This window comes from Ornithinibacillus liuyingii (assembly GCF_055550225.1).
Genome location: NZ_JBPWOS010000006.1, coordinates 71,513 through 90,967 on the forward strand (window position 1 = coordinate 71,513; position 19,455 = coordinate 90,967).

The following is a 19,455-nucleotide window of genomic DNA, read 5'->3' on the forward strand; positions in this document are numbered from 1 at the left end:
AATTACCTGGAGGGATATTTTTTATGATTCTAATGTAGATGTGTCTCCAGTAGGTAGCCCTAGTTCCCAAGATTTAAGCAGACGACGCATGATTTTACCGCTTCGTGTCTTTGGAATCGAATCACGTACTTCAATCTCACGAGGTGCAGCATGTGCACTTAATCCCGTTTTCACAAATTGGCGAATATCCTCTAATAACTCATCCGATTCCTGATATCCAGGATTTAATGTGATGAATGCTTTAATAATTTCCCCACGCTGTGGATCTGGTTTACCGATAACACCAGCTTCGGCTACTGCAGGGTGTTCAATTAGCTTACTTTCTACTTCAAACGGACCTACACGCTCACCAGATGTATTAATGACATCATCTAAACGACCTTGGAACCAGAAGTAGCCATCTTCATCACGGTAAGCACTATCTCCTGATACATACCAGCCATTGATAAAGTAGCTATCATATTTACTAGGATTATTCCAAATCGCACGCATCATGGAAGGCCATCCTGCTTTAATCGCTAAATTACCCATTTGATTTGGAGGGATTTCATTCCCCTCATTATCGACAATCGATGCTTCAATACCTGGAATTGGTTTCCCCATCGAACCTGGGCGAATCTCCTCAGAAGGTAGATTCACAATTAATTGTGCACCCGTTTCGGTCATCCACCATGTATCATGAATACGTAAATCAAATGCCTTCAGTCCCCATGTCACCACTTCTGGGTTCAATGGTTCCCCAACACTCAAGACATGGCGCAGTGAAGAGAAATCATATTTTTTTACTAGGCCTTCACCAGCACTTACGAGCATACGTAATGCAGTAGGTGCCGTATACCAAACGGTTACGTTGTGTTTATCTAATGTTGAATACCAATCCTCTGGTGTAAAGCGGCCTCCACGAATAACATTGGTAACCCCATTTAGCCATGGTGCAAACACGCCATAACTGGTGCCTGTCACCCAACCAGGATCAGCTGTACACCAATATACATCGTCATCCTTTAAATCAAGTACCCATTGACCCGTTACATAGTGCTGAATCATCGCATTATGCACATGGTATACCCCTTTTGGCTTACCAGTAGATCCAGAGGTATAGTGAATTAACATTCCATCCTCTAAATCTACCCATTCGATATCAAAGCTTTCACTTGCTACTTCCATTTCCTCATAAAAATCGATATATTTATCGGATGGCTCACTACGATTACCAACTAAGATGATTTTCTCTAAGTCTGGTAAATCCTCTTGTGGTACACGTTCTAATAAATCAGGTGTCGTAATCAGCACTCTTGCCTCACTATCTTGAAGACGATCGCGAACCGCCTGTTCCATAAAGGCTTCAAATAATGGACCCGCAATTGCACCTGTCTTTAAAATTCCGAAAAAGCTTACATAGAACTCCGGGCTTCTTGGCATGAACAAAAATACCCGATCCCCTTTTTGAACATCGTATTTCTTAAGTACATTAGCAAATTGATTACTTTTTTTACTAATATCGGAAAAGGTTAAGGATTCCTCTCTCCCAGGCGCTGAGTATAAAAGTGCAACTTTATCTTTTTTCTCTGGGTTTTCCGCATGGCGATCAATTGCTTCATATGCAATATTCACTTTTCCTGTTTCATTCCACGAAAAGTGCTTATGCACATCTTCCCATTTGAAGGTAGATCGTAATTCATCATAGTTCTTTAAATTATAATTTCCTTCTCTTGCCGGTACACGTTGCATATCCATCCTTTATCACCTCATCTACAAAATTTGCAACCGATTACATTTCTTAAATTATGAAATATTTAAAATGTTTATTAGTATTTTAGAACATTTTGTGAATTTTTTAAAGTGTTTAGCACTAATTTGATAGAATTTTATATCAATTAGTGAAAAGAAGGGGCAATCCCCATAAAAAATCAGCGGCTTTCCGTAAATGTTCACTTATTTCGTATATAGTTCTAATTTACCATTATATTTTGTAAATAATGGTATTAATGGTATACTATATGTAGTTATTTGTTGTAAGCAGAATTGTGTTATTTTTTAGAAGTATATAAAATAACAATCCAATACTGATCTAATGTTTATGAACAAACTGACATAACTAATGAACATCTAATAGAATTATATGAATCTATTTAATTTAAGAGAAGTCAAAAAGGATCATATAATTATATGGTTGTTATCAACTATGTATTACATAGATGATATAAAAAAATAAAAAGGGGAAAAAAATATGAAAAAATTCTTGTTACTATTTGTAGCAATCCTACTAACTGTCACTTTAGTTGCTTGTACTGAGGATGAATCATCTTCAAGCGATAAGGGCAACCAAGATTCTGACACAAACGCCAGCGAAACTGAGAATAATTCTAGTGAACCGGAAGATGAGGAAGATTCTGATGAGCAAGAGTCTAGCGAATCACAAACCCTCTCTATTGGAGATACTGCCGAAGTTGATGGAATCAAATATACATTGAAAAGCGTATCACTTACAGAAGAACGCAACCAGTTCGCAGATACTGAACCAGCTATGGTTGTAAAAGTGGAATATGAAGTAGAAAATGGAAAAGAAGATGAGATTCCTGTTGGTGCAGATTTAGAAGTATATGATGGAACTGGCAACAAAATGGATTCTTACCCATTAGATAACTCAATGGGTAGTTTACAACCAGGAAAGAAAATGCAGGCTACTCAACACTTTGGAATTGAAGAAGGTCCTATTGAAATCTATTTTAAACCTTTGATTTCTTTTGAAGATCCAGCTATTTTCAGTGCTGATGTTGAATAATTAATATGGTGTGCTATTGAGCACACCATATTTTTTTATATAAAACGAACTTACATTCTTATACGCATTTAAAAGCTTTATAAGATGGAATTACTTAATTGACTTATAGCATCTATTCCTTGGCCACTTCTGATTTACTTCATAAAAAAATAGCAAGAGGTGAAATGGATTAACCTCTTGCTATTAATACGTTTTTACGAGTGCCCACGGCAGGATTCGAACCTGCGACACACGGTTTAGGAAACCGATGCTCTATCCCCTGAGCTACGAAGGCATATGGTTAGGAACATTCCTTATTATACAAAAATCCGTAATAAATTCAAAGTCCAAAATCTTAACCCCTATACCAAATTTTACTTTCTAATCCTTTAAATCGAGTATAGATAGCGCTTTTGTAGTATGATAAAATTAAAAGATATCTGTCTGATTTCATTTGATTGGGGGAACTAGAATGACAGAGGTCCCATTTATTGCAATAGAAGGACCAATTGGTATTGGTAAAACATCGTTAGCCAAACGACTATCAGATCATTTTAACTTCTATTTATTAAAAGAGATTGTAGAAGAAAATCCATTTCTAGGAAAATTTTACGACGACATCGATGAGTGGAGCTTTCAAACAGAAATGTTCTTTCTTTGCAATCGATTTAAACAACTAGAAGATATTGAAACAAAGTATTTGTCACAACGAAAACCTGTTGTTGCAGATTACCATATATCGAAAAATATGATTTTTGCCAAACGTACCTTACAAGCGGATAAATTTGAGAAGTACGAAAAAATTTATCATATCCTCACCGCAGACATGCCTGTTCCAAATATGATGATTTATTTACATGCAAGCTTGGATACCATCTTAAATAGGATCCAAATGCGCGGTAGAGAAATTGAGCAAAATATTAAGGCATCCTATTTAGCTCAGCTTGCAGAGGATTATGAAGCCTATATGAATGAATTTGAAGTGATGCACCCTGATATTCCAGTCATCCGTATCAATGGTGATGAAATGGATTTTGTTCAATACGAGGATGATTTAACGAAGATTATCGAGCAAGTACAAAAGCAATTGAAGTCTTTTGAAATAGTATCTAAATAATAACTTTTAACCTTTAATAAGAGGAGATTAACGATGAACTTACGCGAAAAATATCATATCCCAAATGATAGTATCATTACAATCGCTGGTACGGTTGGAGTAGGGAAATCTACGATGACAAAAGCATTAGCCAATGCATTAAACTTTAAAACATCCTTTGAAAAAGTGGATACTAATCCATACTTGGAAAAGTTCTATGCAGACTTCGAACGATGGAGCTTCCATCTACAAATTTATTTCTTAGCAGAACGTTTTAAGGAACAGAAGAAGATATTTGAATATGGTGGAGGTTTCATCCAGGACCGTTCGATTTATGAAGATACTGGAATCTTCGCCAAAATGCATTATGAAAATGGAACGATGTCAAAAACAGACTATGAAACATACACTAGCCTATTTGAATCCATGGTGATGACACCATACTTCCCACACCCAGATTTACTCATTTATTTAGAAGGTTCTTTTGAAGAGGTACTGAAACGAATTCAAGAGCGTGGGCGTGAAATGGAAAAGAGTACACCGATTTCTTACTGGGAAGAAATGTACAATCGCTATGAAAACTGGATCAATAACTTCAATGCTTGTCCTATCCTAAGAATTAACATATCGGACTATGATTTAATGGAAGATGATACTTCAATCGAACCAATTTTAGAGAAGATTGGCCATTTCATTCAGCAGTCAAGACGTTGGGAAACAAGAGAACTTATTAAATAAGCAAGACAAATGGTACATCCTAAGCGATGTATCATTTTTATTTGGAAAAAATTCTTATCTACTTTAAAACGGTATTAACCCATGCTTTGCAGTATAATAAAACTATCATGTGGGAAAGGAAGAAATGCCTTGCATACAGGAGAAAGTAATATTCAGAGCCTAAAAGAGATCCGTAAAGAATTAACTCGTTTTATGATGTCTTATAAATTTGGTCTCGATGAAATGGATACAAAAATACAAATTTTAAAAGAGGAATTTCAACATATACATGACTATAATCCAATTGAACATACGAAAACAAGATTAAAATCTCCAGAAAGTATTTTTAAGAAAATTACGAGAAAAAATATTGATTTTAATCTCGAATCTATTGAGCATGCTATACGGGATATTGCGGGAATTCGGATTGTTTGTTCCTTTATTTCCGATATATATAAAATTAGTGATTTATTGCAGAATCAAAAGGACGTTACAGTTGTAGAATGTAAGGATTATATCAAAAATCCAAAGCCTAATGGGTATCAAAGTCTTCATTTAATAGTTAAGATACCGGTTTACCTATCTGATCAAATGAAAGAGGTTTATGTTGAAATACAAATTAGAACGGTTGCGATGGATTTCTGGGCTAGTTTAGAACATAAGATTTTTTATAAATATAGTAAGAATGTTCCAGAAGATTTAACGAAGGAGTTAAAGTTTACCGCAACTGTAGCCTCTGAATTAGATTATCGGATGGAGAAGCTTCATAAAGAAATCAATAAGCTGAAGGAAAGCGAAGCGAATGAGTTTGATTTACTACATTCGGAGCTTAATAACGAGAAATATCATATCCCAATCGCCTTATTAGAATCATTTCTGGGGAAAGAATAGTGCAAAAACGAAAAAAACCGCTACAATATAGCGGTTTTTAATATCTCCAATATTTATGCGCTTTGTTTAAAATGGAGGAGGTAGAGGGATTCGAACCCCCGCGCGGTTTGACCCGCCTGTCGGTTTTCAAGACCGATCCCTTCAGCCAGACTTGGGTATACCTCCGTTAACGACAAATATTAATATACAGGATTTGATTTTTAATGTCAACATGATTATAACGTTTTTTTAACGAAACAAAAATAAAAGACTTTTCCAATTTGAGCAACAATTACTAAACGCATTGTAAAGGAGTTATGAAGCTGTTTAGGCAGTTTATTCTAGACATTTCCTCTCTAAAAGAGGAAGGATACCTACTAACCAGTAGGTATCGGAATCATCCTCCATTGCTAGATTTTCCTAACCTAGACAGCTCCAATCCATTTATCTAATAAACTCTACTCCACCCATATAAGGAACCAGCACTTCTGGCACTTTGACAGAACCGTCTTCTTGTTGGTAATTTTCTAAGATTGCTGCTATCGTACGGCCGATTGCAAGACCTGAACCATTTAAAGTATGAACGAATTCTGGCTTACCATTTGCTTCTCTTCTGAAACGAATGCCAGCGCGTCTTGCTTGGAAATCTTCAAAATTAGAGCAAGAAGAAATTTCACGGTAGGTATCTTGGCTAGGAATCCAAACCTCAAGATCATATTTCTTCGCAGCGGTAAAGCCTAAGTCACCAGTACACATGCTCATGACGCGATATGGTAATTGCAGTAGCTTGAGTACTTTTTCCGCATGTCCGGTTAGTTCCTCTAATGCTTCATAAGAGTCCTCTGGTTTAACAAATTGAACCAACTCTACTTTATTAAATTGGTGCTGACGGATTAGACCACGTGTATCACGACCAGCAGAACCCGCTTCAGAACGGAAGCTTCCACTAAACGCAACATACTTAGTCGGTAGGTCTTCTACACGAAGGATTTCTTCGCGATGATAGTTTGTCACCGGTACTTCAGCAGTTGGTACCATGAAATAATCCCAGCCTTCTAATTTAAACGCATCCTCTTCAAATTTAGGCAGCTGACCAGTTCCTGTCATGCTTGCACGATTGACGATGGTTGGAGGGAGCATTTCTACATAACCATGCTCATCGGCATGTAAATCCATCATAAAGCTCCATAATGCACGCTCTAGTCTAGCTCCAAGACCTTTATAGAATACAAAGCGGCTTCCAGTTACTTTTCCAGCTCGTTCAAAATCAAGAATATCTAAATTAGTTGCAATATCCCAGTGTGGTTGTGCTTCAAATTTAAATGCTGGTACTTCTCCCCATTTACGAGCTTCTATATTGTCATCTTCACTTTCACCGACTGGCACACTTTCATGTGGAATATTGGGAATAGATAGCATGATTGTTTGTAATGTTTCTTCAATCTCTCTTAATTCATCATCGTATTCTTTTATTTGGTCACCAACTTGACGCATTTCTTTAATCGCTTCATCAGCATCCTTTTTTTCCTTTTTCAGCTGTGAGATTTGCTTGGTTACTTCATTTCGTTTTGCTTTAAGTGCCTCCGTCTTGGTAATTAACTCACGACGACGTTCATCTAGTTCACCAAAGCGATCGAGCTCAGATAGGTCTTCACCGCGATGCTGCAGCTTTCCTTTTACTTCTTCAAAATTATTGCGTAAATACTTCATGTCTAACATTTACATTTCCTCCTTTTATAAATACAAAAAAACCCTCATCCCAAAAATAGGGACGAGAGTTTATATTCCCGCGTTGCCACCCTTGTTGAAGAGTAATCTCTTCCGGCTCTAATCGTGTTAACGGTACATAACCGGGTTTACTTACTATTATTTCGGTAAACCAGTTCAAGGATGGATTCACAGCAGATTTTCATCGATTCGCACCAACCATCGACTCTCTTTGGAAAATAATACTGTTACTATTTCCTATCATAACTTTTCTAAGTTCATTTTTTAGTTAATCATTATATTAGCTAATTTTTGTAAAAAGTGCAAGTTTTATTCTTAGACTGTTTTAGTTAACCATCATTCATTAAAAAAAATCACTCACCATAATTGATTATGACGAGTGAACATAATTACACATTATTATTTTTTAAGAAAACCAACCTTTAACCATATCGACAACAGAGGAGAAGATTCCGCTAAAGAAGTCACCAACTGCACCTAGTGCTAGCATGAACCAGTTGGATTTTTCAACTGCCTCGTCCGCGATTAAATCTACTGATAGATTAGTAGTATTCGTGATATATCCATAATCATTATCACCAGTAAATACTAGTTGTGCTGTACCGATTTTATCGCCTTTTTTAACTGGTGCTACTAATTCGCCATCTTCATTTAGCTTATCTTCATCGATGTTGTATTCTAATTTATACAGCTCTTCGTCTCCCTTTTTAATTGGAAGGGAGATTTCTTCACCGATGGAGACTGCTACTTGATCTTCTTTCCCTTTTGCTACAGGAATTGTTTCTTTATCCTTCAGCTGATAGCCAGCAGCAAATAGTTCTTTATTTTCAAATTGACTGAAACCGTAATCCATTAATCTAGCAGTCTGCTCAAATCGAGCTTCCTTACTATCTGTACGCATGACAACAGTAATCAATCTTCTTCCGTCACGTTCTGCTGTACCAGTAAACGTATAACCTGCTAGACCAGTGTAACCTGTCTTCAATCCATCGATTCCTTCATAGTAGAACTGCTTGAGATATGTTGCTTCATGTGGCAGCATCCAGTTCAAGTTCTCTACTTTATATCCTTCGAATTCAGTCTCGATTTGACTAGAAATATCCAGTGCGTGTGGATAATCATTAATTAAGTTATAAGCTAACAGTGCTAGAGAGCGAGCTGAAAGCATGTCTGTTCCGTTTGGATCCGTACCTTTTGGATAGTTATCTCCAAGCGAGCTATTATCTAATCCAGTAGAGTTAACAAATTGGAAATCAGGAAGGCCCATTTCTTCCGCCTTTTGATTCATTCGTTTTACAAATTCACCTTCAGAACCAGATACTAGTTCAGCAAGGGCAATGGTTGTCCCATTATCAGAGAAGATGGCCATTGCTTCATATAATTCCTTTACGGTATACGGTTTATCTTGTGTTAGACCAATACCGGAAAAATCAGGGTTAGCTGAGATGCTATATGCGTAATCACTAATTTGTGTTGTTGTTTCCCATGTGATTTCCCCATTTTCAATCGCTTCCAAAACAAGATATTCTGTCATAATCTTTGTCATACTTGCTGGTGGAAGGGCAATATCAGGGTCTTTGGCATAAAGAACTTTCCCTGTATCCGCATCAACTAAAATAGCTGATTCAGCATCTAATTCTAATTCTTGAGCTTGTATATTCGTAGGTTGTGCTATAAATGATGTCATGGCTACTAGAATTGCTAGAGACACCATTAATAATTTTGAATAGATCTGTTTCAATGTTGTGACCTCCACCCTATATTTCAATGCTTTTATTTTTATAGAACACCTTTCCTATTTTATCATAAATTTAGCTATTATATAAACCCTCATCTCGCTTATTCTGTCGTAAATAGGTAGTTTTACTTATGCGTAATTTTTACCAATTACTAGAGTTACTGGCTTATGCTTTTAGTAACATAATGAGAAATGCGCAGGGTACCCAAAGAGACCGCTTTGATTACATACTTTCCTATCCCCAAAAGAAAAAACCGAACTTAATTGAATTCTAAGAAAGAATTACAATATCAGTTTGGTTTTTTCATAGGTACGATTATTTTTCAGCCTATTCCCTTCAAAAATTACCCTTTCAAGGAATAATTCGGTGCTTCTTTTGTAATTTGAACATCATGTGGGTGACTCTCTGTTAGGCCAGCATTCGTAATTCGGATGAATTGTCCTTCATTGCGTAGTTGGTCTATTGTCGGTGTTCCACAATAACCCATACCCGAACGTAATCCGCCTAGTAATTGATGAATGGTATCTGCAAGTGGTCCTTTATAGGCCACTCTTCCTTCAATGCCCTCTGGTACTAGTTTTTTCGCATCGGCAGATTCTTGGAAGTAACGATCCTTCGAGCCTGCTTTCATCGCGCCTACAGATCCCATACCACGGTATACTTTATATCTTCTACCTTGATAGATTTCCGTTTCACCAGGGCTTTCAGATACCCCTGCAAACATACTTCCAAGCATTACCGCATGTGCTCCTGCTGCAATAGCCTTTGTAATATCACCAGAATATTTAATTCCACCATCTGCAATGACTGGAACACCATATTCTGCCGCTGCTTCTGCACAATCATAAACTGCTGTAATCTGAGGAACGCCAACACCGGCAACAACTCTTGTCGTACAAATCGATCCAGGACCAATTCCAACTTTTACAATGGTTGCACCTGCTTCAATTAATGCTTTCGTTCCTTCTGCTGTTGCAACATTCCCCGCAATAATATCCAGTTCTGGATAAGCATTTCGGATTTTTCTCAATTGATCTAATACACCTTGAGAATGACCATGTGCTGTATCGATAACTACGACATCCACACCAGCCTGAACTAGTGCTTCGATTCGTTTCACGGAATCTCCTGTAACCCCTACAGCTGCACCTACTAATAAACGACCTTGTGCATCCTTAGCAGCGTTTGGAAACTCAATTACTTTTTCAATATCTTTAATGGTAATTAATCCTTTTAAAATACCATGTTCATCTACTAAGGGTAATTTTTCAATTTTATATTGCTGAAGGATTTTTCCAGCTTCATCTAATGTCGTTCCAACTGAAGCAGTTACGAGGTTTTCACTAGTCATGACCTCAGAAATTTTAATAGAGTAGTCTTGGATAAAACGTAAATCACGGTTCGTAATGATACCAACAAGCTTCTGCTCTGTTTCATTATTGACTACCGGTACACCGGAAATGCGATATTTCCCCATTAAATGTTCTGCGTCAAATACTTGATGATCTGGTGTTAGGAAGAATGGATTGGTTATAACACCACTTTCAGAGCGTTTTACACGATCAACTTGTTCTGCTTGCTCTTCAATCGACATGTTCTTATGAATGATTCCTAAGCCACCCTGTCTAGCCATTGCAATCGCCATTGTTGCTTCGGTCACGGTATCCATTCCAGCACTAATTAAAGGCGCATTTAGCTTGATATTCTTACTTAAAACCGTACTGACATCTACCTCACGTGGTAGAACCTCTGACTTAGCAGGAATTAATAGAACATCATCAAACGTTAATCCTTCTTTCTGAAACTTATCCTTTCTCATATAAAATCCTCCTTCAATTTAGTAGTGAAAACAAAGGTAAAAGAATATTATATCTATCTCTGGGAAAGCTAATACGTATATCTATTGTTATATACAATACGCCAACCGAATCATAATTTCAATAAGAGATTGCTGGTAATTTAATGTTCATATTTTCAAATTTTTCTATCAAAAAAGAGGAAGTATTTTATGCGTTTTTCGGAAGATATTCAGTCGTTTTACACCTATTTACAATCACAGCAAACCGCCCAGAAATATTTATATCACTGCTACCTGCAATTAGAAGATGTCGATGCCGAGCGGAAAAGCTACGAAAATTGTAATGTCTTTATGTATTGCTTAAACCATGGAAAAGAATATTATCGTGCAGGTGAACAACTTGATTTAGTTTTAAAACCTGTCATGTTTTTTTATGGGATGGCCCATCTATTAAAAGCATGCTTACTAACGAAAAGACCGGATTATCCTGAATCTACCTCTGTGCTAGCACACGGTGTATCAGCAAGAAAGCGGAAAAAGAAGGACTATAGCTTTTTAGAAGATGAGGTTAAGCTACAGCATAAAGGATTATTTCCATACTTTTCACAGCATCTCTTCGGCATCAAACAGCTGCCGTTTGAAAAAATTACGATGAGAAGTTTATTTAGCCTTATTCCAGAGCTAATCACTTACTTTGCGTTAGAACAGGATCAAAGCTTGATCCCAATTGGGAAAAGGGGGGATAGATTAATCCGTATCCCAAAAGAAGTTTGCGATCATTATCATATGACAGAAAATGCGTTAATCAAACGGATGAAAGATTATCTGTCTTTCCAGGAAAGCCAGATAGATTCCGAATCGATTACGATCCACTTAACAGATACCCTTATCCAAACCGTAAGCCCTTTTCAAATGGACCTGGATGGCATGATCTATCTCCCTACTGATCGACAACTCTTTTTTCCACTATCGGAAATAATGGTACACTATTTGCTTTTATACAATCTTAGTATGCTATCCCGTTATGAAGCAGAATGGTGGGGAGAATTATTAGCAACGAAGCCGGATGCGGATTATCCATTCATCTCAAGCTTTTTAACGATTACCCAAAAGAAGATTCCACTCTTAATTGGAGAATATCTTCATAAGAAAATAGAGGGGCAGTAAGCTGCTCCCTCTATACTATTTCCTTAATATGCAAATTATGATGATTGCTTAACGTAATGATTTCTCCATTGTCTAATCGAATAATCGGTCTAGTAGGTTGTTTCTGATCAATAAAGACAATCTCTCCAACCTGCTCATTCGATAACACAATTCTCGTTCCAATAGAAAAATTAGCAATAGCATCGACGAAGACTTGAACAACGCGATGATCTAGCTTGCTAAATTGATCCTGTTGTAATGCTTCAATCACTTTAAATGGTGATTGCTTCTTTCGATATATCCGCTCACTTGTCATCGCATGGTAAATATCACATACGGCAATAATTCTAGCAAATCCGTGAATTTTGTCTTGTGATAAGCCTAAAGGGTATCCACTTCCATCTATTCGCTCATGGTGCTGAAGAACTGCTAATTTAACGGTATAAGGGAATGTTGAAATCTGTTCCAACATACGATAGGAGTAGGTTGGATGTTTTCGCATTTCTTTGATTTCCTCTTTCGTCAATTCGCCTTCTTTATGGATGGAATAGGTATCTAATTTTGCCATACCAGCATCGCATAATAACCCAGCCATCCCGATTTGATACCATTCCCCTTTTTGATATCCCATCTTCTTGCCTAAATAAGCACTAAGAATGGACACAGAGACACTGTGGTGGAAAAAATAATCCTTTTTATTCGCATACTGATGGAGGGTGTATATTTCGGAACCAATATCGTCCATTCGGTCAATTAACGGTAAAATTAGATTACGAACTGCCAAGCTATCAATAGGGATACTGTTACACCAAGAATGATACAGCTTTTTGTATTCCGCTACGACATGCAGATAATGTTCTTTAAATGATAACTGTGGTGCGAGGTGGTTTGATGTTGGGCTAGGTGATTCCACTTTTTCATCTGTGGTCTTGGGCTTAAATGGTGTACCATCCTTTAGCCGTTCCGAAACATCAACCTGTTTAATTAAAAATTTATGTAATATCTTAATATGCTTTTCATCTAATACGGTATTTTGGGGGATAATTGGACGGTTTGTTTTCCCTCTAACTTCACGTAAGAGAACACAACCAGGAACTATTTGAGTTGGTGTAACACGCATGTTATTCCCTCCCTTTGATGAATATTGGTGACGAAGGAAATTAATTTCTTCGTCACCTCATTTTTATCTATTATTCATCTTCTGAACTAGTTTCTCCTGAAACATTTGATTCTTCTTCATTAGGAGCCTCTAAATCTTCTTCATCCTTATCAATCTTCGCTACCGTCGCTACTTCTTCGCCTTCTTGTAAACGGATTAGACGAACACCGCGTGTGTTTCTTCCTGTTTGTGATATTCCTTCTACTGGAATACGGATTAACACACCAGCTGCTGTAATTAACATAATATCTTCATCACCTGTAACCGCTTGTACAGAGACAATATGACCAGTTTCTTCTGATATTTTCGCTGTGAAGATCCCTTTACCACCACGATTGGTAATACGGTATTGGTCTTCTGGTGTACGTTTTCCGATACCCTTATTCGTAACATGCAGAATTTGTAAGCCTTCTTCTAGTATTTCCATCGACACTACTTCATCATCGTCACGTAAGGAGATACCACGAACACCTGTAGCAGTTCTACCCATTAGTCTTACCTGATCTTCAGGGAAGCGAATTAAATAGCCTTCCTTCGTAGCAATCATAATATCCTTCGTTCCATCTGTTAAACGGACGGAGATTAGCTCGTCATCATCACGTAAACCAAGTGCGATTAGACCGCCTTTACGAATATTAGCAAATTGCGATAGGCTAGTCCGTTTTGAAATCCCTTGCTTCGTCGTGAAGAAGAAGTTTAGGTCCTCACTAAATTCACTAACAGAGATGACCGCATTAATCCATTCTTCTTTTTCAATTTGAAGGAGGTTAATAATTGGTAATCCTTTTGCAGTTCGGCTATATTCCGGAATTTCGTATCCTTTTACCTTGTATACCTTCCCTTTATTCGTAAAGAATAAAATCGTATCGTGGGTGGATGTTGATACAAGATGCTCCACAAAGTCATCTTCATTTGTACCCATTCCCTGAATTCCACGGCCACCACGCTTTTGAACACGGTAGGTGGAAGAAGGTAGACGTTTAATATAGCCTTTATGGGTTAGGGTAATCACGATATTTTCTTCAGGAATTAAATCTTCATCCTCAAAGAAATCAGAGCCACCAACGGTAATTTCGGTTCGGCGATCATCACCGTATTTCTCTTTGATTTCGGTTAGTTCTTCACGGATGATTTCTAATACTTTTTCTTCATCCGCTAGAACAGCCCTTAATTCTTGAATAAGCTTTTGTAACTCATTGTATTCATTTTCTATCTTTTCACGCTCTAAACCAGTTAAGCGTTGTAATCGCATGTCTAGGATTGCTTGTGCTTGTTTTTCAGTTAAGCTAAAGCGTGTCATTAAGCCTTCACGAGCTACATCTGCCGTTTTGGAATTACGGATTAAAGCAATCACTTCATCCAAATGATCTAAGGCAATACGTAGACCTTCTAAAATATGAGCTCTTGCTTCTGCTTTTCGTAATTCAAATTCCGTACGACGTCGAATGATTACTTTTTGATGGTCTAAATAATGAATGAGGCATTCTTTAATATTTAGTACCTTTGGAATACCGTTTACAAGTGCTAATGTATTGACCCCAAATGTAGTTTGTAATGACGTATATTTGTAAAGGTTGTTTAGTAATACATTCGCATTGACATCACGACGTAACTCCATCACAATACGCATACCATTACGATCGGATTCATCACGTAGGTCGGTAATTCCTTCAATTCGCTTATCACGAACTAACTCAGCAATTTTTTCAATTAGCTTCGCTTTATTTACTTGGTATGGTAGCTCTGTTACGAGAATAGTCGATTTACCATTTGCTTGTTCTTCTATTTCCACTTTAGCGCGAACAGTAACCGAGCCTTTACCAGTTTCATAGGCTCTACGAATACCACTTCTGCCTAAAATAATCCCTGCAGTAGGGAAGTCCGGTCCTGGTAAGTAATTTTCCATAATGTCATCAATGGTGATTTCTGGATCCTTACTCACGGCTAAAACGGCATCAATCGTTTCGCCTAGATTATGTGGCGGAATATTAGTAGCCATCCCAACGGCAATCCCTGATGCTCCATTAACTAATAGGTTTGGAAAACGGGAAGGGAAGACTGCTGGCTCTCGTTCGGAACCATCATAGTTATCTTGATAATCAATGGTGTCTTTATTAATATCACGCAGTAGCTCCATCGATATCTTTGACATTCTCGCCTCTGTATAACGCATTGCAGCAGCTGAGTCGCCATCGACAGAACCGAAGTTACCATGTCCATCCACTAATGGGTAACGATAACTAAATGGCTGTGCCATACGTACCATCGCTTCGTAAACAGCAGAGTCACCATGCGGGTGATACTTACCGATTACTTCCCCAACAATACGTGCAGATTTTTTATATGCTTTATCGGAATGCATTCCTAGATCATTCATCGCATATAATATTCTTCGGTGTACAGGCTTCATTCCATCACGTACATCAGGCAATGCACGTGCAACAATTACACTCATCGCATAATCTAAAAAGGATGTCCGCACTTCTTGGCTTATATTTATTTCTTTTACGCTTTGACGTTCCTGATCCGCCATCGATTAAAAACCTCCTGATAATGTCTAGACCATCTATATCGTTTTAGACATTTATGGAAACCGAATGAATCGGTTTCCGAATTCTATTACATTTTATTTAGCTAGCTTAAATATCCAAGTTTTTCACGTATTGAGCATTCTCTTCAATGAATTGACGTCTAGGTTCTACTTTATCACCCATCAACATATCAAATACCTGATCCGCTTCAATCGCGTCTTTTAACTCCACCTGTAGCAAGGTACGGTTGTTTGGATCCATCGTTGTTTCCCAAAGTTGTTCGGCATTCATCTCACCAAGACCTTTGTAACGTTGGATACCAGGTTTTGGCACCTCTGGTAATTCTCTTAAAATCCTATCCATCTCAGCATCATTATACGCATAATGTACAGCCTTACCTTGTTGGACCTTATAAAGAGGTGGTTGGGCGATATAAATATAGCCATGTTCAATTAATGGACGCATAAAACGGTAGAAAAATGTTAATAGTAATGTTCGTATATGTGCACCATCAACATCGGCATCGGTCATAATGACGATTTTTTGATATCTTGCTTTTGTTATATCAAAGTCATCGCCAATACCGGTTCCCATCGCTGTAATCATAGAACGTACTTCCAGATTAGATAAAATACGGTCTAAACGCGCTTTTTCCACGTTTAAGATTTTACCTCGTAACGGTAAAATTGCTTGGAAATGTCTATCTCTACCTTGTTTTGCAGATCCACCCGCAGAGTCACCCTCTACGATATATAGTTCACTAATGGAAGCATCCTTCGATGAACAGTCAGCAAGCTTACCTGGTAAATTCGAAATTTCAAGGGCACTTTTTCTTCTCGTTAGATCACGTGCTTTTTTCGCAGCAGCACGTGCACGGGAAGCCATTAATCCTTTTTCTACAATGGTTTTACCAACGGAAGGATTTTCAAGTAAAAACGTAGAAAATAACTCACTAAAGATCGAGTCTGTAATCGCACGAACCTCGCTATTTCCTAGCTTCGTTTTCGTTTGCCCTTCAAACTGTGGATCTGGGTGTTTAACTGAAACGATTGCTGTAATTCCTTCTCGTACGTCATCCCCAGTTAAATTAGGCTCACTTTCCTTCATAAGACCATTTTTTCGAGCATAATCATTAATGACACGGGTTAAGCCTGTCTTAAATCCAGACTCATGTGTACCGCCTTCATACGTATGAATATTATTCGCAAAAGAGTAAATGCTGCTATTAAAGCCTTCGTTGTATTGAACCGATACTTCAACACTTATCCCTTGATCTTCACCTTCTGCATAGAAAGGCTCATGTAGTACCTCTTTATTACGGTTGATATATTCCACATACTCACTAATACCACCCTCATAATGGAAGGACTGTGGCTCTTCTCCCGTACGTTTGTCCTCAATGGTGATACGAATACCTTTATTCAAGAAAGCAAGCTCACGTACACGTTGTACGAGCGTATCTAAATCATACGTAGTCGTTTCTGTAAAGATTTCTGGGTCTGGTTTAAAGTGTGTGGTCGTACCAGTGTGATCGGTCTCCCCAACTATCTGAAGTTCATTTGTCGGTACACCACGTTCAAATCCGATATAGTGAATTTTCCCATCACGATGGACATATACTTCTAATTTAGTTGATAGTGCATTTACTACGGAAGCACCTACACCATGAAGTCCACCAGACACTTTATAGCCGCCACCGCCGAATTTACCACCGGCATGGAGGACAGTCATGATGACTTCAACTGCTGGTTTACCTGTCTTTTTTTGAATATCGACTGGAATTCCACGACCATTATCTTTCACTGTAATACTGTTATCCTCTTCGATAATGACTTGGATATGATCACAATAGCCTGCTAATGCTTCATCAATACTGTTATCAACGATTTCCCAAACTAAGTGATGTAGTCCCTTTACACTTGTAGAACCAATATACATCCCTGGTCTTTTTCGTACTGCTTCTAAACCTTCTAATACTTGTATCTGGTCGGCATTATACGACTGATCTGCTTTTACGTTTTCTTCCATTGCTTTTTCCACCTACATTCTAATTATTCAAGCTCTAGATCCTCTGAATAATCATCGAGTTTACTGATAGTTGATTTAATACTTGCCCGCTTTTTTAATGTTGCAACAGACAATGTACTCAAATACAACTGATTATTCGTGATAACGACTGACTTTGCACCTTCCTTAGGTCCAATAATATGTTTTTGGTTAGCTGTTATCATCTCGTCCATGATTGTTGATGACGAAATAATATTATGGTCAACAATGGAAATAATATCGCTTGACCGGATAACATTGCCATTTCCAATATGAATAAACAATTTCTATTCCCCCAACAAGTCACCTATTGTCATTACCTAGTGACTGTTCCATTATGGACCCTGAAAATATCTGCTTTCTCCAAGGTTTCGTGATGAATGCCATCAACACTAGTTGTCGAAACAAAGGTTTGAACCTTACCTTGAATGGTATTTAGAAGATGCGATTGCCTAAAGTCATCTAATTCACTTAGGACATCGTCCAGTAGTAGGATTGGATATTCTCCTACTTCGCTATATATAAGATCGATTTCAGCAAGCTTTAAAGACAATGCGGTTGTCCGCTGCTGACCTTGTGACCCATAGGTTTGAACATTTTTTCCGTTCACATAAAAAAGGATGTCATCCCGATGTGGTCCTAAAAGCGTTGTTCCACGTTCAATCTCTTTTTCTATAATTTGATTAAATTTATCTTGATAACTACTTTCTATTTTCTCCTTAGATGCGCCTTCTAATACTTCAATTGATGGTGAATAAACAATCTCTAACTCTTCTAGTTCATGACTTATTCCATGATGAATTGGCTTTGCCCATTTTCTTAATAGCTCAATAAAGGCAAAGCGTCTTTCTAAAATCGTACTGGCATGCTCTATTAGTTGCTCGGTTAGAATACCAAGCATCACCCGATCCATACTTCGATCTCGCTGCATTTGCTTCAACAAATGATTCCGCTGCTTGAGTACTTTTTGAAATTGTCCAAGGTGATAGATATATCGTGGCTGGATTTGCCCCAGTTCCATATCGATAAATCTTCTACGAATTTGTGGAGGTCCTTTTACGAGTGTCAAGTCTTCAGGGGCGAACATGACGACGTTTAAGTTACCAATATAATCACTTAATCTTCTTTGCTCTAAGTGATTCAACTTAGCTTTTTTGCCTTTGGCAGAGATGACGATCTCAAGTGGAATCGACTGATTTCGTTTTTTTACTCTACCTTCTATTTTAGCATACTCTGTATCCCAACGGATTAATTCTTTTTCTTTTGGTGTTCGGTGGGATTTCGTAAAGGCGAGAAGGTAGATGGATTCCATCAGGTTGGTTTTCCCTTGCGCATTTTCACCTATGATGACATTTACTTTATTGGCAAAGCTAAGCTCTAATTTTTGGTAATTTCTATAATTGTTTAGTATTATTTCTTCAATATGCATGTAGATTCCTCATTTAGGAACTAATCTTTCTTAACCACAATAAAAGACCCAGCACCCTCAATTTCTACAACATCATTCGGGTAAAGCTTTCTTCCTCGACGTTGTTCTCTTTCCCCATTGACAATTGCACCTTGATCTTGTAAAAATGTTTTTACCATACCACCAGATTCTAATATGTTGGTCAGTTTTACAAATTGGCCAAGGGTGATATATTCCGTATTAATTTCAATTTCTGTATGCAAGTTGATCACCAGTTTCTCATTGTTTATTTGAAATCATCGCTTATTATCATTTTACTAAAGTTTTTGCTTTAAGGAAAGGTATGCCCCTTAAATTATAATTAAAACGGTTATATAGGCTTATAAATGCTTTTATGTGCATGAAAAAATGGCTTTTATCATTCATTTTGGTGATAAAAGCCATTTTTTATTC

15 protein-coding genes, 2 tRNA genes and 1 other annotated feature are annotated in these 19,455 nt (G+C 37.6%); of the genes, 5 read left to right on the plus strand and 12 right to left on the minus strand.

What is annotated here, in order from left to right; translation table 11 throughout:
* Positions 1-21 precede the first annotated feature (21 nt).
* Entirely contained in the window at positions 22-1,737 is a 1,716-nt protein-coding gene (gene acsA / locus ACSKT4_RS09460; RefSeq protein WP_186871079.1) for an acetate--CoA ligase, read from the minus strand.
* Between the two features lie 493 nt (positions 1,738-2,230).
* On the opposite strand from acsA, the gene ACSKT4_RS09465 reads away from it, so the two are divergent.
* Entirely contained in the window at positions 2,231-2,785 is a 555-nt protein-coding gene (locus ACSKT4_RS09465; protein WP_186871078.1) for a phage immunity protein, read from the plus strand.
* 201 nt (positions 2,786-2,986) lie between these two features.
* Here the strand turns inward: ACSKT4_RS09465 and ACSKT4_RS09470 are convergent.
* Positions 2,987-3,059: transfer RNA gene (locus ACSKT4_RS09470), tRNA-Arg, on the minus strand.
* A gap of 177 nt (positions 3,060-3,236) precedes the next feature.
* Here ACSKT4_RS09470 and ACSKT4_RS09475 point away from each other — a divergent pair.
* From ACSKT4_RS09475 to ACSKT4_RS09485, 3 genes are all read left to right on the plus strand, one after another.
* Positions 3,237-3,881: a deoxynucleoside kinase gene (locus tag ACSKT4_RS09475; protein WP_186871077.1), complete on the plus strand. Its 645-nt coding sequence runs from the start codon at positions 3,237-3,239 to the stop codon at positions 3,879-3,881.
* A 33-nt stretch (positions 3,882-3,914) separates the two neighbouring features.
* Entirely contained in the window at positions 3,915-4,598 is a 684-nt protein-coding gene (locus ACSKT4_RS09480) for a deoxynucleoside kinase (protein WP_186871076.1), read from the plus strand.
* A gap of 192 nt (positions 4,599-4,790) precedes the next feature.
* Positions 4,791-5,468, plus strand: coding sequence for a GTP pyrophosphokinase (locus ACSKT4_RS09485; protein ID WP_222619084.1), 678 nt, complete (start codon positions 4,791-4,793; stop codon positions 5,466-5,468).
* Between the two features lie 72 nt (positions 5,469-5,540).
* Here ACSKT4_RS09485 and ACSKT4_RS09490 read toward each other — a convergent pair.
* The 4 genes from ACSKT4_RS09490 to guaB form a co-directional block, all read right to left on the minus strand.
* Positions 5,541-5,633 (minus strand) — tRNA-Ser (locus tag ACSKT4_RS09490).
* 258 nt (positions 5,634-5,891) lie between these two features.
* A complete protein-coding gene (serS, locus tag ACSKT4_RS09495; protein WP_186871074.1) occupies positions 5,892-7,166 on the minus strand; it encodes a serine--tRNA ligase in 1,275 nt (424 codons plus the stop codon).
* A gap of 45 nt (positions 7,167-7,211) precedes the next feature.
* Positions 7,212-7,428: a binding site (T-box leader), on the minus strand.
* A 153-nt stretch (positions 7,429-7,581) separates the two neighbouring features.
* A complete protein-coding gene (locus ACSKT4_RS09500) occupies positions 7,582-8,916 on the minus strand; it encodes a D-alanyl-D-alanine carboxypeptidase family protein (protein WP_465823238.1) in 1,335 nt (444 codons plus the stop codon).
* A 341-nt stretch (positions 8,917-9,257) separates the two neighbouring features.
* Entirely contained in the window at positions 9,258-10,733 is a 1,476-nt protein-coding gene (guaB, locus tag ACSKT4_RS09505) for an IMP dehydrogenase (protein ID WP_186871072.1), read from the minus strand.
* 189 nt (positions 10,734-10,922) lie between these two features.
* Between guaB and ACSKT4_RS09510 the strand changes: the two genes are divergently transcribed.
* The gene (locus ACSKT4_RS09510; RefSeq protein WP_186871071.1) at positions 10,923-11,879 is read left to right on the plus strand and encodes a YaaC family protein; all 957 of its coding nucleotides are present in this window, start codon (positions 10,923-10,925) and stop codon (positions 11,877-11,879) included.
* Between the two features lie 10 nt (positions 11,880-11,889).
* Here ACSKT4_RS09510 and ACSKT4_RS09515 read toward each other — a convergent pair whose 3' ends face one another.
* The 6 genes from ACSKT4_RS09515 to yaaA all read right to left on the minus strand — a co-directional run bounded on the left by ACSKT4_RS09515 (position 11,890) and on the right by yaaA (position 19,265).
* Positions 11,890-12,978: an HD-GYP domain-containing protein gene (locus ACSKT4_RS09515; protein ID WP_186871070.1), complete on the minus strand. Its 1,089-nt coding sequence runs from the start codon at positions 12,976-12,978 to the stop codon at positions 11,890-11,892.
* Between the two features lie 70 nt (positions 12,979-13,048).
* Positions 13,049-15,550, minus strand: coding sequence for a DNA gyrase subunit A (gene gyrA / locus ACSKT4_RS09520; RefSeq protein ID WP_186871069.1), 2,502 nt, complete (start codon positions 15,548-15,550; stop codon positions 13,049-13,051).
* Between the two features lie 106 nt (positions 15,551-15,656).
* Complete coding sequence (gene gyrB, locus ACSKT4_RS09525; protein WP_186871068.1) at positions 15,657-17,576, minus strand: DNA topoisomerase (ATP-hydrolyzing) subunit B; 1,920 nt, start codon at positions 17,574-17,576, stop codon at positions 15,657-15,659.
* 23 nt (positions 17,577-17,599) lie between these two features.
* A complete protein-coding gene (remB, locus tag ACSKT4_RS09530) occupies positions 17,600-17,878 on the minus strand; it encodes an extracellular matrix regulator RemB (protein ID WP_186871067.1) in 279 nt (92 codons plus the stop codon).
* Positions 17,879-17,910: 32 nt separating this feature from the next.
* A complete protein-coding gene (gene recF, locus ACSKT4_RS09535; RefSeq protein ID WP_186871066.1) occupies positions 17,911-19,023 on the minus strand; it encodes a DNA replication/repair protein RecF in 1,113 nt (370 codons plus the stop codon).
* 20 nt (positions 19,024-19,043) lie between these two features.
* Positions 19,044-19,265, minus strand: coding sequence for a S4 domain-containing protein YaaA (yaaA, locus tag ACSKT4_RS09540; RefSeq protein ID WP_465823240.1), 222 nt, complete (start codon positions 19,263-19,265; stop codon positions 19,044-19,046).
* Positions 19,266-19,455 lie beyond the last annotated feature (190 nt).

What these genes read in the sequence shown, in the direction of transcription:
- ACSKT4_RS09485 (WP_222619084.1), top strand. Translation starts at nt 4,791, where the DNA reads ATGATGTCTTATAAATTTGGTCTCGATGAAATGGATACAAAAATACAA.
- ACSKT4_RS09475 (WP_186871077.1), top strand. Translation starts at nt 3,237, where the DNA reads ATGACAGAGGTCCCATTTATTGCAATAGAAGGACCAATTGGTATTGGT.
- ACSKT4_RS09510 (WP_186871071.1), top strand. Translation starts at nt 10,923, where the DNA reads ATGCGTTTTTCGGAAGATATTCAGTCGTTTTACACCTATTTACAATCA.
- ACSKT4_RS09465 (WP_186871078.1), top strand. Translation starts at nt 2,231, where the DNA reads ATGAAAAAATTCTTGTTACTATTTGTAGCAATCCTACTAACTGTCACT.
- acsA (WP_186871079.1), bottom strand. Translation starts at nt 1,737, where the DNA reads ATGGATATGCAACGTGTACCGGCAAGAGAAGGAAATTATAATTTAAAG.
- ACSKT4_RS09515 (WP_186871070.1), bottom strand. Translation starts at nt 12,978, where the DNA reads ATGCGTGTTACACCAACTCAAATAGTTCCTGGTTGTGTTCTCTTACGT.
- gyrA (WP_186871069.1), bottom strand. Translation starts at nt 15,550, where the DNA reads ATGGCGGATCAGGAACGTCAAAGCGTAAAAGAAATAAATATAAGCCAA.
- ACSKT4_RS09480 (WP_186871076.1), top strand. Translation starts at nt 3,915, where the DNA reads ATGAACTTACGCGAAAAATATCATATCCCAAATGATAGTATCATTACA.
- recF (WP_186871066.1), bottom strand. Translation starts at nt 19,023, where the DNA reads ATGCATATTGAAGAAATAATACTAAACAATTATAGAAATTACCAAAAA.
- gyrB (WP_186871068.1), bottom strand. Translation starts at nt 17,576, where the DNA reads ATGGAAGAAAACGTAAAAGCAGATCAGTCGTATAATGCCGACCAGATA.
- serS (WP_186871074.1), bottom strand. Translation starts at nt 7,166, where the DNA reads ATGTTAGACATGAAGTATTTACGCAATAATTTTGAAGAAGTAAAAGGA.
- guaB (WP_186871072.1), bottom strand. Translation starts at nt 10,733, where the DNA reads ATGAGAAAGGATAAGTTTCAGAAAGAAGGATTAACGTTTGATGATGTT.